Annotated in this window: 12 protein-coding genes; 9 read left to right on the forward strand and 3 right to left on the reverse strand. The window is 70.4% G+C overall.

Annotated elements, in window-relative coordinates; genetic code table 11:
* Positions 1-20: 20 nt before the first annotated feature.
* Genes SAOR_RS05905 through SAOR_RS05925 form a run of 5 tightly spaced genes read left to right on the forward strand, consistent with a single transcriptional unit; the run spans position 21 to position 5,763 of the window.
* Entirely contained in the window at positions 21-1,664 is a 1,644-nt protein-coding gene (locus SAOR_RS05905) for a peptide ABC transporter substrate-binding protein (protein WP_185015565.1), read from the forward strand.
* A 19-nt stretch (positions 1,665-1,683) separates the two neighbouring features.
* Complete coding sequence (gene oppB, locus SAOR_RS05910; RefSeq protein ID WP_123630623.1) at positions 1,684-2,601, forward strand: oligopeptide ABC transporter permease OppB; 918 nt, start codon at positions 1,684-1,686, stop codon at positions 2,599-2,601.
* The gene (locus SAOR_RS05915) at positions 2,598-3,482 is read left to right on the forward strand and encodes an ABC transporter permease subunit (RefSeq protein WP_123630624.1); all 885 of its coding nucleotides are present in this window, start codon (positions 2,598-2,600) and stop codon (positions 3,480-3,482) included. The genes oppB and SAOR_RS05915 overlap by 4 nt, the downstream gene beginning before the upstream one ends.
* A gap of 20 nt (positions 3,483-3,502) precedes the next feature.
* Positions 3,503-4,315: an ABC transporter ATP-binding protein gene (locus SAOR_RS05920; RefSeq protein ID WP_123630625.1), complete on the forward strand. Its 813-nt coding sequence runs from the start codon at positions 3,503-3,505 to the stop codon at positions 4,313-4,315.
* Complete coding sequence (locus SAOR_RS05925; protein WP_123630626.1) at positions 4,312-5,763, forward strand: phospholipase D-like domain-containing protein; 1,452 nt, start codon at positions 4,312-4,314, stop codon at positions 5,761-5,763. The genes SAOR_RS05920 and SAOR_RS05925 overlap by 4 nt, the downstream gene beginning before the upstream one ends.
* 292 nt (positions 5,764-6,055) lie before the next feature.
* Here the strand turns inward: SAOR_RS05925 and SAOR_RS05930 are convergent, their stop codons facing one another.
* The gene (locus SAOR_RS05930; RefSeq protein WP_123630627.1) at positions 6,056-6,892 is read right to left on the reverse strand and encodes an endonuclease/exonuclease/phosphatase family protein; all 837 of its coding nucleotides are present in this window, start codon (positions 6,890-6,892) and stop codon (positions 6,056-6,058) included.
* Between the two features lie 68 nt (positions 6,893-6,960).
* On the opposite strand from SAOR_RS05930, the gene SAOR_RS05935 reads away from it, so the two are divergent.
* Together SAOR_RS05935 and SAOR_RS05940 are read left to right on the forward strand one after the other, a co-directional pair.
* Positions 6,961-7,968, forward strand: coding sequence for an ABC transporter ATP-binding protein (locus SAOR_RS05935; RefSeq protein WP_123630628.1), 1,008 nt, complete (start codon positions 6,961-6,963; stop codon positions 7,966-7,968).
* Between the two features lie 6 nt (positions 7,969-7,974).
* Entirely contained in the window at positions 7,975-9,180 is a 1,206-nt protein-coding gene (locus tag SAOR_RS05940; RefSeq protein WP_123630629.1) for an amidohydrolase family protein, read from the forward strand.
* A 329-nt stretch (positions 9,181-9,509) separates the two neighbouring features.
* On the opposite strand, the gene SAOR_RS05945 is transcribed toward SAOR_RS05940, so the two are convergent.
* Both SAOR_RS05945 and SAOR_RS05950 read right to left on the reverse strand, forming a co-directional pair.
* A complete protein-coding gene (locus SAOR_RS05945) occupies positions 9,510-9,782 on the reverse strand; it encodes an RNA recognition motif domain-containing protein (protein WP_123590640.1) in 273 nt (90 codons plus the stop codon).
* A 183-nt stretch (positions 9,783-9,965) separates the two neighbouring features.
* Entirely contained in the window at positions 9,966-10,745 is a 780-nt protein-coding gene (locus SAOR_RS05950) for a M48 family metallopeptidase (protein WP_123630630.1), read from the reverse strand.
* A gap of 151 nt (positions 10,746-10,896) precedes the next feature.
* Here SAOR_RS05950 and uvrD point away from each other — a divergent pair, with 151 nt between their 5' ends.
* On the forward strand, positions 10,897-13,056 hold the full coding sequence (gene uvrD, locus SAOR_RS05955; RefSeq protein WP_123630631.1) for a DNA helicase II: 2,160 nt from the start codon (positions 10,897-10,899) through the stop codon (positions 13,054-13,056).
* Positions 13,057-13,139: 83 nt separating this feature from the next.
* Positions 13,140-14,150, forward strand: a complete 1,011-nt coding sequence (locus SAOR_RS05960) for a DUF3187 family protein (protein ID WP_123630632.1) — start codon at positions 13,140-13,142, stop codon at positions 14,148-14,150.
* Positions 14,151-14,166: the final 16 nt, after the last annotated feature.

Consider the following 14,166-nt stretch of genomic DNA (forward strand, 5'->3'; position numbering starts at 1 on the left):
AACCCCGTTTGGATCGCCCGATGCGCGCTGTTCCGCTTTTCTGCTGGCTGGTGGTGACGTCCCTGCTCCTGGCTGCCTGCGGCGGCGGCGGGGAGGACGAACGGTCGAGTTTCCCGGTGGAGATCAGTCCCGAGGTCCGCGATGACGGCACCACGGTCTTCCGGCGCGGCAACGGCGCCGAGCCGGGGACGCTGGACCCGCATCAGGCGCGCGGCGTGCCGGCGGCCAACATCCTGCGTGATCTCTACGAAGGGCTGGTCTCGATCTCGCCGACGGGCGAGGTGGAGCCGGGCAACGCCGCCGACTGGACGATCAGCGACGACAAGCTGACCTACATCTTCGAGCTGCGGGCCGACGCCCGCTGGTCCAACGGCGAGCCGGTCACCGCGCAGGACTATGTCTACGGGTTGCGCCGGGCGGTGGATCCGGCCACGGCCTCGCCCTACGCCCAGCTGCACACGCCGATCGAGCACGCCGCGGCGATAATCGACGGTGACCGGCCGCCGGACAGCCTCGGCGTGCGTGCCGTCGACGACCATCGGCTGGAGATCACGCTCGCCGAGCCCACGCCGTACTTCCTTGGCACGCTGGCCCATCCGAGCAGCTTTCCGGTCTATGCCCCGGCGGTGGAGGCGCACGGCGACGCCTTCACCCAGCCGGGCAACGCGGTGACCAACGGCGCCTACACCATGGACGCGTGGCGGGTGAACTCGCGGATCAGCCTGGTCCGCAACGACGCCTACTGGGACGACGCCGACACCGCGATCGATCGCGTCGAGTACTACCCGATCGTGGACGCCAATTCCGAGCTGTCGCGCTATCAGGCCGGCGAGCTCGACTGGGCGTCGATGATCCCGCCGTCGCGGCTGGACGCCGCCCGGGAGCACATACCCGACCAGTTGCAGATCGAGCCCACTCTGGGCGTGTACTACTACGGGCTGAACGTGCGGCGGGCGCCCTTCAAGGACGCGCCCGAGTTGCGCCAGGCCCTGTCGATGGCCATCGACCGCGAGGTCATCGTCGACAAGATCACCCGTGGCGGCGAGATCCCGGCCTACGGCTGGATCCCGCCGGCGGTCGACGGCTACGAAGGCGCGCGCTTCGAATGGGCCGATCTGCCGGCGGACGAACGCGAGGCGCGGGCCCGGGCACTCTACCGCGAGGCCGGCTATTCCGAGGACGAGCCGCTGCAGGTGGAGATCCGCTACAACAGCAACGAAGCCAACAAAAAGATCGCCTCGGTGATTCAGGCGATGTGGCGGAGCGTGCTCGGCGCGGAAGTCGAACTGCGCAACGAGGAATGGAAGGTGTTTCTGGACGCGGTCCGCAGCGGCCGCGACACCGAGGCCTACCGGCTGGCCTGGATCGGCGACTACGACGACCCCAACACCTTTTTCGAACTGATGAATTCCGATTTCGGCCTGAACGGCACCGGCTACGCCAGCGATGCCTACGATCGGCTGCAGGAGAAACAGGCGCACATGCCCGACGGCGCCGAGCGCGACGAGGTCATGCATGCCGCCGAGGCGCGGCTGCTCGCCGACAGCCCGGTGATCCCGATCTATTTCTATACCAGCAAGTATCTGGTCAAGCCCTATGTGACCGGCTTCGAGGGCAATCCGCTGGATATCTACTACAGCAAGGATCTGGCGATCGAACCGTGATGCGGCAGGGACTGCGCTGATGCTCGGCTATACGCTGCGCCGGCTCGCCGGCGCCGTGCCCACCCTGTTCATCCTGCTCACGCTGGCGTTCGTGATGATGCGCGCCGCGCCCGGCGGGCCGTTCGACGGCGATCGTGAGCTGCCGCCGCAGGTGCGCGCGAATCTGGAGGCGAAGTACCATCTCGACGAGTCGTTGTATGTCCAGTACGGGCGCTATCTCTGGGACGTCGCCCGCTTCGATTTCGGCCCCTCGTTCCAGTATCGCGACGTCAGCGTGAACGATCTGATCGCCTCCGGGTTCCCGGTTTCGGCCACCCTCGGGGCGGCGTCGCTGGCCTTCGCGCTGATCCTCGGCGTGCCCCTGGGCATGGCCGCGGCCCTGCGCCAGAACGGCGCGGTCGACTACACCGCGATGACCGCGGCGATGCTCGGCATCTCCATCCCCAACTTCGTGCTCGCGCCGCTGATGATCCTCGTGTTCGCGGTCTACAACGACTGGCTGCCGGCCGGCGGGCTCGGCGGCTGGCAGCACTACGTCATGCCGGTGATCGCACTGGGCACGGCGATGATGGCCTATGTGGCCCGGCTCGCGCGGGCATCGATGATCGAGGTCATGCGCTCGAACCACGTGCGCACCGCCCGCGCCAAGGGGCTGTCGGCGGCGCGGGTGGTCTGGGTGCACGCGCTGCCGGCCGCCCTGACGCCGATCGTGTCGTTCCTCGGCCCGGCCGCGGCCGGCATCATCACCGGTTCCGTGGTCATTGAGACGATCTTCGGCATTCCGGGGCTGGGGCAGTTCTTCGTCTCCGGGGCGCTCAACCGCGACTACACGCTGGTGATGGGCGTGGTGCTGTTCTACGGCATCCTCATCGTCGGCTTCAATCTGCTGGTCGATCTGCTCTACGGCTGGCTCGACCCGCGGGTCGCCTACCGATGAACGCCCGCGCCGAGACGCTCGAGCGGGCCGTGCGCGGGCGCAGTCTCTGGCGCGATGCGCTGGTGCGGCTGCGGGCCAATCGCGCTGCGATCGCCTCGCTGGCGGTGCTGGGCGTGATCGTGGCCGCCTGCGTGGCCGGGCCGTGGTTCTCGCCGCACGACCATTTCACCCAGGACTACGGCGCGATCTGGGTCGAGCCCGGCCTGACCGACGCCCACTGGTTCGGCACCGATAGCCTGGGCCGCGATCTGTTCGTGCGCGCGCTCGAGGGCGGGCGCATGTCCTTGCTGATCGGGCTGGTGGCGACGCTGGTGAGTCTGGTCATCGGCGTGGTCTACGGCGCCACTGCCGGCTATCTCGGCGGCCGGGTGGACGGGGTGATGATGCGCATCGTCGACATCCTCTACGCCATGCCGTTCCTGTTCTTCGTGATCCTGCTGATGGTGTTCTTCGGCCGCAACATCCTGCTCATCTTCGTTGCGATCGGCGCGATCAACTGGCTGGACATGGCGCGCATCGTCCGCGGCCAGACGCTGGCGCTCAAGGGCCAGCCCTTCATCGAGGCCGCGCGCATGGCCGGGGCGCCGGCGCCCGCGATCATCGCCCGCCACATCGTGCCCAACCTGCTCGGCGTGGTGGCGGTCTACATCACCCTCACGATCCCGCAGGTGATCCTGTTCGAGTCGTTTTTGAGCTTTCTGGGCCTGGGCGTGGCCGAGCCGGCCACCTCCTGGGGCGCGCTGATCAAGGACGGCGCCGACGAGATGGGCCGGGCGCCGTGGCTGCTGGTGGTGCCGGCGGTGCTGCTGGCGGCGACGCTGTTCTGCTTCAACTTCATCGGCGACGGGCTGCGCGACGCGCTCGATCCGAAAGACCGCTGAGCCGCGGTTAGACTGGCGCCATGCTGCTCGACGTCCGCGATCTGCAGGTGCGCTTCGACACGCCCGACGGTGTGGTCGAGGCCGTGCGCGGGCTGGATTTCGAACTCGCCGGCGGCGAGTCGTTGGGCATCGTCGGCGAGTCGGGGTCGGGCAAGAGCCAGAGCGTGCTGGCGCTGCTCGGCCTGCTGGCCGCCAACGCCCGGGTCAGCGGCAGCGCGCGTCTGGCCGGCGGTGACGGCGGCATCGAGCTGATCGGCGCGCGGCGCCGGGTGCTGGAGCGGGTGCGCGGCGCGCGTATCGCCATGATCTTCCAGGATCCGATGACCGCGCTCAATCCGCATCTGCGGATCGTCACCCAGATCGCCGAGGTGCTGGTGCGCCACCGCGGCCTGCGCGGGCGGGCGGCCCGGGCACGCGCCATCGAGATGCTGGAAGCGGTGCGGATCCCCGATGCGGCCCGGCGCGCGCGCTACTTCCCGCACCAGTTCTCCGGCGGCATGCGCCAGCGCGTGATGATCGCGATGGCGCTGGCCTGCGAGCCGGAGATCCTGGTCGCCGACGAGCCCACCACCGCGCTGGACGTGACCGTCCAGGCCGAGATCCTGGACCTGTTGGCCGAGGCGCGCGCCCGCACCGGCGCCGCGCTGGTGCTGATCACCCACGATCTGGGCGTGGTCGCCGGCCAGTGCGAGCGGATGCTGGTCATGCGCGAGGGCGAGGTCGTCGAGCGCGGCGGCATCGAAGGCATCTTCGCCGCGCCGGAGCACGACTACACGCGGGCCCTGCTGGCGGCGGTGCCACGGCTCGATCCGCCCGGCGGGGGCGGCTCGTGACCGGGATCTCGGCCGAGTTCGTCGACGCCCTGCAGTTCTGGGCCACGGTCATCATCGTGGTCGGCAGCGCCCTGGCGGCGGCGATCCACGCCCTGCTCACCCGCGAGACGCCCAGCGGCGCCTTCGGCTGGATCGGCGTCTCGCTACTGTTTCCGCCGGTCGGGCCGCTGCTCTACTACATGTTCGGCATCAACCGCGTGCGCATCCGGGCGCGGCGGCTGGATCGCGCCTCGCGGCACGGTCTCGGCGCGCACCAGCCGGGCGCCAACGCGCCGCTGCGCGACTACAGCGCCTTTCTGGACCCGCGTCGCTACGGCCTGGCCGCGGCCGGCGACCGGCTTTCGGCCTGGCCGATCGTGCCCGGCAACGACGTCGCCGTGCTGCACAACGGCGAGGCCGCCTATCCGCCCATGCTCGAGGCCATCGAACGGGCGACGCGCTTCGTCTACATGACCACCTACATCCTCGAGACCAACACCGTGGGCCGGCGTTTCATCACGGCGCTGGGACGGGCCGCGGCCCGCGGCGTGGATGTGCGGGTGCTCATCGACGGCGTCGGCGAATACTACGCCTGGCCCGGCCGTCGCGCGGTGGCCCTGCTGCGCCGCGAAGGCGTGCAGGCCGCGCGTTTCCTGCCGCCGCGCCTGATCCCGCCGTCGCTGCAGCTCAACCTGCGCAACCACCGCAAGATTCTGGTCACCGACGCCGGCTTGGCGTTCACCGGCGGCATGAACATCGGCGACCGGCACATGGTCACCGAGACCGGCGGCACCGCCGACCTGCAGTTCCGGCTGGCCGGCCCGGTCGTGCGCCAGATCGAGGCCGTGTTCCTCTCCGACTGGGCGTTCGCCACCGGGCGCCAGAGCGGGGTGAGCCGGCGCCGCATCGCCGCCAACGGGAGCGCCGCCTGCCGTACGGTCGAGAACGGGCCGACGCGCGACACCGAGCGTCTGGCCACGCTGCTGGCCACCGCGGTGACCAGCGCCCGCGAGCGGGTGCTGATCATGACGCCGTACTTCCTGCCCGGCCCGGCGCTGATCGGCGCCCTGCAGGCCGCGGCCCTGCGCGGCCTGGACGTGTCGATCGTGCTGCCCGAGCGCAACAACCTGCCGTTCGTGGCCTGGGCCGCGCGCCACGGGCTCGGCGAGCTGCTAGCCCGCGGCGTGCGCATCTATCATCGGCCGCCGCCGTTCGCGCACACCAAGCTGTTCGTGGTCGACGACGACTACGCGCTGGTCGGCTCGCCCAATCTCGATCCGCGCAGCCTGCGCCTGAACTTCGAGCTGGCGGTCGAGATCTTCGATACGGCCGCGGTGGCGCGGCTGGCCGAACACCTGCGCGACACGCGCGCGGACAGCCGTCGCTATACCCTGGCCGATCTGAGACGCCGTCGCTGGCCGGCCCGGCTGCGCGACTCCTTCTTCTGGCTGTTCTCGCCCTATCTCTAGGGGCTGTCAACACTTCATGTGAGCCGGCGCCAAGCGCTTCCTGAAGATCGACTATAGGCGGCAGGACGAGGCGCCGTGCGCGCCGCGGAGTCACTCGGCGCCGGCGTGCGACAGCGCTGGATTGCCGTATCCCGGTCGTTTCATGGGGCGCTCGTCTTCGGGGTCGGCCGCCCGTGAAACAACCATGCGTGCGCTGCGGCGTTGTCAGTCTGGATCGTGGCGCGCCACGATCGGCGACCCGCGCACGAGATGCGGTCTCAAACGCGGCGCTCTTATGAAGCGCTGACAGGCCTTAGCCGGCCGGGCGGTCGGCCGCTGGCGCCGGCCGCGCCGCGCCCGGGAACGCCGCAGCCAGCCGCGGCGGCAGGGCGATGCGCATGTGCACCGGCCGGTGGTCCGAGAGCACGGCGTCGATCACGCCGGCGTCCACGACCTCGAGGCCGGGCGAGGTCAGGATATGGTCGATGCCCCGGCGCGGCCGCCAGCTCGGGAATGTCGGCAGGTTCGCCTCGTGGACGCGCAGGCCGCTGCGCGCCAGGACCGGATCGGCGATCAGGGCCGCGGCGCTGCAGTTGGTGTCGCCCATGACCAGGACCGGGTCGTGGCCGTCCACCAGCTCGCAGATTGCCGCCAGCTGCTGGGCCCGGCTGCCGGCGCCCAGGGCCAGATGGGTGATGACCACGGTCAGCGCATTGCCCGGCTCGCCGAAGCGCGCGAGCAGGGCGCCGCGCCCCGGCAGCCGCCCCGGCAGCTTGTGTTCGCTGACCTCGAAGGGCTGGAAGCGGCTGATCAGCCCGAGACCGTGCTGGGCGACGCGGCCGAGGTCGCGATTGACCTGCACCCGCCAGTAGCCGAAGCCGGCCTGCTCGGCGAGCTGCTCGATCTGATTGCGATAGCCGCTGCGGCGGCTGCCGGCGTCGATCTCCTGCAGGCCGATGATGTCGTGGCCGACGAGCAGCTCGCCGATACGCTCGAGATTGTCGCGCACCTGCTGGCTGGGCAGCACATGCCGCCAGCCGCGGGTCACGTATTCGCGATAGCGCCGGGTGCCCACGCCGACCTGCATGTTGAAACTGAGAACGGACAGACGGCTCGGAGCGTCAGCGGGCGGCATCGCGCGGGGCGGCATCGTTGGGCGAATCCACGACCGCAGCGTACCATCGGGTTCGGTTTCACGCCCCGGGGTATGGGCCAGGCATGAACGATCCGCTGCTGCGCGTCCGCGATCTCAAGGTGCATTTCCCGCTCGCGCCCGCCTGGCCCTGGCAGACCGCCGGGGCCCTGCGTGCGGTCGACGGCGTCGACCTCGATCTCGACAGTGGCCGCACCCTCGGCCTGGTGGGCGAGTCCGGCTGCGGCAAATCCACGCTGGCGCGCGCGCTGACCGGGCTGGCGCCGGTCAGCGCGGGGCGCATCGAACTCGACGGCCGTGCGCTCGGCGGCGAGCGCGCGGCCGCCGCGCGCCGGCTGCGCCGCGACGTGCAGATGATCTTCCAGGATCCGCTGGCCAGCCTCGATCCGCGCATGACCGTGGGCCAGATCGTGGCCGAGCCGCTGCGCCATCTTCGGCGCGAGTGGTCCCGCGCCGAGCGCGGCCGCCGGGTGCGAGCCATGCTCGAGGAGGTCGGCCTGTCCGCGCATCACATCAACCGCTATCCGCACGAATTCTCCGGCGGCCAGTGCCAGCGCATCGGCATCGCCCGGGCGCTGGTGGTGGAGCCGCGGGTGCTGATCTGCGACGAGCCGGTCTCGGCGCTGGACGTGTCCATCCAGGCGCGGATCCTGGAGCTGCTCGCGCGGCTGCGCGATCGCTTCGGCATCGCGCTGCTGTTCATCGCCCACGACCTGGCGGTGGTGCGTCAGATCAGCGATGCGGTGGCGGTGATGTATCTCGGCCGGCTGGTCGAGCGGGGGCCGGCGGCCACGCTGTTCGACGCCCCGGCGCACCCTTACACGCGGGCGCTGGCCTCCGCGGTCCCGCGCCCCGATCCGGCGGGCGAGCGCAGCCGGCGGCGCATCCGGCTGCACGGGGAATTGCCCTCGCCCGCCGATCCGCCCTCGGGCTGCGTGTTCCGCACCCGCTGTCCCTGGGCCCAGGCCGACTGCGCCAGCCAGGTGCCGCGGCTGCGCGAGCACGGCCCGGATCGCCGGGTGGCCTGTCATCACGCCGAGGCGATCGCCGCCGGCGAGATCGTCGCGGCCTGACCGGCCATGCGCGCATTCGCTCTGCGGCTGCTGGTGCTGGCCGTCGTGCTCGCCGGGCTGGCGGCGCTGGCGGTCACGCTCTGGCACGGCGCGCTCGATCGCTACGCCGGAGCCTGGCGCCACGCCCCGGAGGACGCGGCCTGGGTGTTGTCGGATCGGGCGCGGTCGCTGGTGGACGCCGCCTTCGCCGACGCCGACGGCCGTCCGGTGCGCGATGGGCGGGCGGCCGCCGGCATCGGCTTCGCCGCGCGCGAGGCGGACGCGCTGGGCGGCGGCCGGCATCCGCTGGCCTGGCTGTCCGACCGGGTCCGGGCCCATGCGGCAGGCGTGGACGGCGACGCCGACGCGCCGCAGGCCGAGTATGCGGCCCGTCTGATGCGTCAGATCGCGGCCATGCCGGGCGATTATCGCGCCCGGGTCTTCGCCCGCGACGCGGTGTTCGCCGCCGACGGCCGCGCCGAGCCCGAACGCAGCCTCAACGTGATCGCCAACACCCGGGCCCGGGATCTGGCCGCGCAGGCGCCGGCGCAGCTGGGCGCCGCGGTGTCGGTACACCCCTATCGTGCGGACGCGGTCGACGCGATCGTCGGCTGGGCCGAAGCGGGGATCACGCATCTCGGCTGGTGGCCGGTCGCCCAGGGCATCGATCTGGACGATCCGCGCGTGGCCGAGGCCTATGCGGCGATGGCCGAGCACGGCATGACCCTGCACCTGCCGGTGGGCGCGCGGACGGCCGAAAACGGGGCCAGCGGCTGGGTCGACCCGTCGGCGCTGCGCGCGCCGCTGGAAGCCGGGGTGCGGGTCGTGGCCACGCTCGGCGGCGCCCACGGCGAGGACGGCCAGCGCCTCATGCCGGGCCTATTCGCGCTGCTGCGCGAGCCCGCCGGGCGGGACGCGCTCGCCGTCGACCTGGCCGGCGTGCTGTCCGCCGATCGGCTCGACGATGTCCTGCGCCCGCTGCTGCAACACCCCCAGTTCTTCGGGCGACTTCGCTACGCCAGTGATTATCCGCAGTCGGCGATCGCCGCGACCATCCGGCTGTCGGCGCTGGTGGACGGCGGTTTTCTCGATCCCGCGCTCGTCGCGCCGCTGCGCGAGCTATACGACGTCAATCCGCTGCTGTTCGTGTTCGTCACCCTGCGCCAGGTTCGGTTGCCCGCCACCGAACTGCGGCTGCCGGAGGGCGTGTTCTTCGGTGAGCCGGTCTCGTGAGGGCCGACCGCTCGGGATAGGCGGATGCACCGCGGCGCAGCGGCCGGCAACACGAACGGACGACGCGTCGGGCTGGCGTGATGCCGGCGACGGGTAGCCGCCACGCGCCGGCCCGGCCACGAGCACGGTACTGCGGCTCGGGCGGCGTGCCGCGAGCGCCGCGGCGTCTCGGTGGCGGCGCGTTGCACCGGGATGGCTCGGCCGGGCGGGACATCGTGTCCTGGAAGCGATCGACGCTTCCGGGCCGGGATCGGCTGACCGAGTGCGGCGCCCCGGACACAAAAAAGCCGCCCCGGAGGACGGCTTCTCTGCACGAGCCGTGCGGCGCTCTAGAAGCGGCGCGGGCCGCGCGGACGATCGTCACGCGGGCGCGCTTCGTTCACGCGCAGGGTGCGACCGCCGAGGTCCTTGTCGTTCATCCCCTCGATCGCCTGCTTGGCGGCGTTGTCATCGGGCATTTCCACGAAGCCGAAACCGCGCGAGCGGCCGGTTTCGCGATCCATGATCACCTTGGCGGAGGAGACCTCACCGAAGGCTTCGAACGCGCTGCGGAGTTCGTCGTCGTCGGTGGCCCAGGCCAGGTTGCCTACGTAAATATTCATCTCAACTTGATCCTAGCGATGCCGTGTCATTGCTGTTTCAGAACCGTCCGGACTCGTCAATGACACCAAACTAAGACCAACGGAGAACGGCCGCGCCGTACGCTTTCGCAGTTTACATAAGTTTGTGCGGCCGACAAGAGCGCGCCGATGAATTTAGTTTGAAATTATCGGCCCCGAAATGTGCTAGCCGCAGTCGGGGTGATTCGGCGCCTGTCGGTAGAGTTGCATGGCCTCGTCCATATGGCTCGACAGGTTGTTGATCCGGCTGTCGTTGGAGGGATGGGTGGACAGGAATTCGGCCTGACCGCCACCGCCGCTGGCCTCGGCCATGTTCTGCCACAGGTCCACCGACTGGCGCGGGTCGAAGCCGGCACGCGCCATGAGCTCCAGGCCCACGGTGTCGGCTTCGCTCTCCTGGGTGCGCGAGAACGGCAGCAGAATGCCGACCTGGGCGCCGAGGCCGAGGGCCGACATGATCGCCTGGCTGCCGGCACCACCGGAGCCGCCGAGAAACGCCGAGACCACCTGCAGCCCGCCTTGGGTGGCGAACTGTTGGGAGACGCGTTCGTTGCCGTGATCGGCTATCACGTGCGCGACCTCGTGCCCGATCACGGCGGCGAGCTGGTCGTCGGTCTCGGCGACATCGAGCAGGCCGGAATAGACGCCGATCTTGCCGCCGGGCAGGGCGAAGGCGTTGACCTGGTCGTCCTCGAAGACCGTGACCTCCCACTGGCCCTCGGGATTGCTGGCCGAGATGATGGCGTCGGCCACGCATTTCACGTAGCGGTTCTCGGCCGTGCTGGTCTCGATCGGCTCCTCCTGCTTCATCTGCTGGTAGCTCTGGATGCCCATCTGGGCGATCTCGTCGCCGGAAAACAGCTTGAGCTGGCGCCGTCCGGTCGGCGAGGTCGCGCAGGCCACGAGCAGGGACAGCAGGACGGACACGATGATGATGCGGCGCATGATGTTGTCTCTCGAACGCGTTTGAAAGGCCGGCGATGCCGGCGTTCGGTCGTCGGGCGGCTCGCGCGGAACCATTCATCGATGGTAACGCGCCCGGCTTGCGCGTGAATGAACACGAACGCGCCGCCGGCCTTTGTTTACAATCGCGGCCATGGACGACGTATCTACGATTCTGGACCCGCTCAACGAAGCCCAGCGCGAGGCGGTCGGCGCGCCGCCGGGCCACATGCGTGTGCTGGCCGGTGCCGGCTCCGGCAAGACGCGCGTGCTCATTCATCGTATCGCCTGGCTGATCGCGGTGGAAGGCGTCTCGCCGCAGTCGATCCTGGCGGTGACCTTCACCAACAAGGCCGCCGGCGAAATGCGGGCGCGCCTGGAACCGATGATCCGGGTGCCGGCGCGGGCGATGTGGGTGGGGACCTTCCACGGCATCGCCCATCGTCTGCTGCGGCTGCACTATCGCGAGGCGAAGCTGCCGCAGGCCTTCCAGATCATCGACGCGGACGACCAGCAGCGTCTGGTCCGGCGCACGCTCAAGAGCCTGGAGATGGACGAGCAGCGCTGGCCGGTCCGCCAGATGGCCGGGTTCATCAACAGCTGCAAGGAGGCCGCCGAGCGCCCGCGCGATCTGGCCGACACCGGCGATTACGCCCGCGCCCAGATGATCCGGCTCTACCAGGCCTACGAGAACGCGCGCGAAGCCGCCGGGCTGGTCGATTTCCCCGAGCTGCTGCTGCGTGCCTACGAGACCTGCCGCGACGACGCCGCACTGCTGGCGCATTACCGTCGGCGCTTCTCGCACGTGCTGGTCGACGAGTTCCAGGACACCAACGCCCTGCAGTACGCCTGGATCCGACTGCTGGCCGGGGACGCCGGGCGCGTGTTCATCGTCGGCGACGACGACCAGTCGATCTATTCCTGGCGCGGCGCGCGGGTGGACAACATCCTGCGCTTCGAGACCGATTTCAAGGACACGCACACGGTCCGCCTGGAGCAGAACTATCGCTCCACGGGCAGCATTCTGTCGGCCGCCAACGGCTTGATCCGCAACAACCTCTCGCGGCTCGGCAAGGATCTGTGGACCGCGGGCGTCGACGGCGAGCCGATCGACGTCTACGCCGCCTTCAACGAATACGACGAAGCCCAGCACGTGATCACCCGCATCCAGAACTGGCTGGCGGATGGCGGCACGCGCTCGGACATCGCGATCCTGTATCGCTCCAACGCCCAGTCGCGGGTGCTCGAGGAGCGCCTGATCGCCGCCGAGGTGCCGTATCGCATCTACGGCGGGCAGAAGTTCTTCGAGCGCGCCGAGATCAAGGATGCGCTGGCCTACATGCGCCTGCTGCAGTCCAGGGCCGACGACGCGGCCTTCGAGCGCGTGGTCAACACGCCCACGCGTGGCATCGGCGCGACCACGCTGGACCGCATCCGCGGCCATGCCCGCGCCGGGGCGATGAGTCTCTGGCAGGCGGCGGCCGACCTGGCCGAGAACGGGCTGTCGGCGCGCGCCGCCAAGTCGGTCAACGCTTTCATCGCGCTGATCGACGAACTCGACGCCGAGGCCGAGGGCATGAGCCTGCACGAGCTCGCCGAGAAGGTGATCGCGGCGACCGATCTCAAGGCGCATCACGGCAAGGGCGGCGACGAGAAGGCCGAAGGCCGCAAGGAGAACCTCGACGAGCTGATCTCGGCGGCGCGCGCCTACACGCCGGACGACGACGAGACCATGGACGAGATCACCCAGTTTCTGGCCTATGCCTCGCTGGAGGCCGGCGAGGCCCAGGCCGGGGCGTGGGACGACTCGGTGCAGCTGATGACGATGCACGCGGCCAAGGGGCTGGAGTTTCCGCTGGTGTTCATGGTCGGTCTGGAGGAGGGGCTGTTCCCGCACCAGCGCTCGATCGAGGACGAGGCCGGGCTCGAGGAGGAGCGCCGCCTGGCCTATGTCGGCATGACCCGGGCCATGGAGCGGCTGCATCTGTCGCACGCCGAGGTGCGGCGGCTGCACGGCAGCGAGAACCTGTGCGCGCCCTCGCGTTTTCTGCGCGAGATCCCGGCGGAATATCTGCGCGAGGTCCGGCCCCGCACCGGCGTGAGCCAGCCGGTGTTCCGGCCCGGCGCCCTCGGCCGCGCCGAGCAGAGTGCGGCCGGCCTGTCGCTCGGCCAGCGGGTGGGTCATCGCAAGTTCGGCGAGGGCACGGTGCTCGCCTTCGAGGGCGATGGCGCGCGGGCGCGCATCCAGGTCAACTTCGACGAGGCCGGCAGCAAGTGGCTGATCGCCGGCTACGCCAAGCTCGATCCGCTGTAGTCACCCGCGGCGGCGGGCGGGGCCGGTCTGTGGTTGAATGATCGGAAGCCGGCGGCGGTCGGCGTATCGGTCAAGGGGGAGACATGGCAGGCGTATCGATCGCGCCGCGACTGCTGCTAGTCGGCGCGGTGCTGGGCTGGCTCGGCCCGGTCGGGGCCCGCGAGGCGGAGACTGCGCCGCGACCGCTGCCGATCGCGGATCAGTCGCCGACGGCGGCAGTCCACGGCCTGCCGCGTGCCACCGGCTACACAGTGGTTGCATCCGGCGAATGGCGTGCCGGACTGCGTCTCGACTACACCAGCCACTACACCGAACAGTCCGCACCGGCCGAGACCCTGCTGTTCGACGGCGAGACCACGCGCGCTGCGCTCGTGTTCAGGCGCGGCTTCGCCGACCGCTGGCAGGCGACGATCGAGATACCGTTCGTGGCGCACAGCGGGGGCTTCGCCGACAGCTTCATCGACGATTTCCACGACACCTTCGGTTTCGCGGACGGCGGTCGCGCCCGCGCGCCCCGGGATCGCCAGCGTTTTCGCTATGCGCGCGACGGCCGGCTTGCGCTCGATGTCGACGATTCGCCCTCGGGTGTCGGCGATCTGCGTCTCGGTCTCAAGCGCCGGCTCGCGGGTGTCGGCGACTGGGGCGCGGCGATCGCCGGCGAGCTCAAGCTGCCGACCGGCGACGCGGAGCGCCTGACCGGCAGCGGCGGGACCGATCTCGCCGTCTGGGCCACGATCGGCAACAACCAGCACGGCACCTCGCGCTGGCGGCTGCTCGCCGGCGCCGGCGGCCTCCATACCGGCCGCGGCGACGTACTCGATGACCAGCGGGTCGACAACGTCGCCTTCGGCTGGGCGTCGGTCGGCTACGCGCTGTCGCCGGCATGGGTCGCCCAGGCGCAGGTCAATCTGCACGGCGCGCTCTACGAGGACACCGGCCTCGAGGCGCTGGACGGCACCGCGGTGCAGGGCGCACTGGGTCTCGACTGGCAGGTCACCGCGGCCTCGCGGCTGACCCTCGGCCTCGTCGAGGATCTGAACACCGGCGCCTCGCCCGATGTGAGTCTCTCGCTCGGGCTGGAACACGCATTCTGAACACATCAGGGGACGC

This window comes from Salinisphaera orenii subsp. orenii MK-B5 (genome assembly GCF_003788635.1).
Classification (GTDB): Bacteria; Pseudomonadota; Gammaproteobacteria; order Nevskiales; family Salinisphaeraceae; genus Salinisphaera; species Salinisphaera orenii.

Bases quoted from the DNA above. Each gene is read 5' to 3' on its own strand.
- SAOR_RS05940 (WP_123630629.1), top strand. From the start codon at position 7,975: ATGCGCGCATTCGCTCTGCGGCTGCTGGTGCTGGCCGTCGTGCTCGCC.
- SAOR_RS05960 (WP_123630632.1), top strand. From the start codon at position 13,140: ATGGCAGGCGTATCGATCGCGCCGCGACTGCTGCTAGTCGGCGCGGTG.
- SAOR_RS05920 (WP_123630625.1), top strand. From the start codon at position 3,503: ATGCTGCTCGACGTCCGCGATCTGCAGGTGCGCTTCGACACGCCCGAC.
- SAOR_RS05950 (WP_123630630.1), bottom strand. From the start codon at position 10,745: ATGCGCCGCATCATCATCGTGTCCGTCCTGCTGTCCCTGCTCGTGGCC.
- SAOR_RS05915 (WP_123630624.1), top strand. From the start codon at position 2,598: ATGAACGCCCGCGCCGAGACGCTCGAGCGGGCCGTGCGCGGGCGCAGT.
- uvrD (WP_123630631.1), top strand. From the start codon at position 10,897: ATGGACGACGTATCTACGATTCTGGACCCGCTCAACGAAGCCCAGCGC.
- SAOR_RS05905 (WP_185015565.1), top strand. From the start codon at position 21: ATGCGCGCTGTTCCGCTTTTCTGCTGGCTGGTGGTGACGTCCCTGCTC.
- SAOR_RS05945 (WP_123590640.1), bottom strand. From the start codon at position 9,782: ATGAATATTTACGTAGGCAACCTGGCCTGGGCCACCGACGACGACGAA.
- oppB (WP_123630623.1), top strand. From the start codon at position 1,684: ATGCTCGGCTATACGCTGCGCCGGCTCGCCGGCGCCGTGCCCACCCTG.
- SAOR_RS05935 (WP_123630628.1), top strand. From the start codon at position 6,961: ATGAACGATCCGCTGCTGCGCGTCCGCGATCTCAAGGTGCATTTCCCG.
- SAOR_RS05930 (WP_123630627.1), bottom strand. From the start codon at position 6,892: ATGCCGCCCCGCGCGATGCCGCCCGCTGACGCTCCGAGCCGTCTGTCC.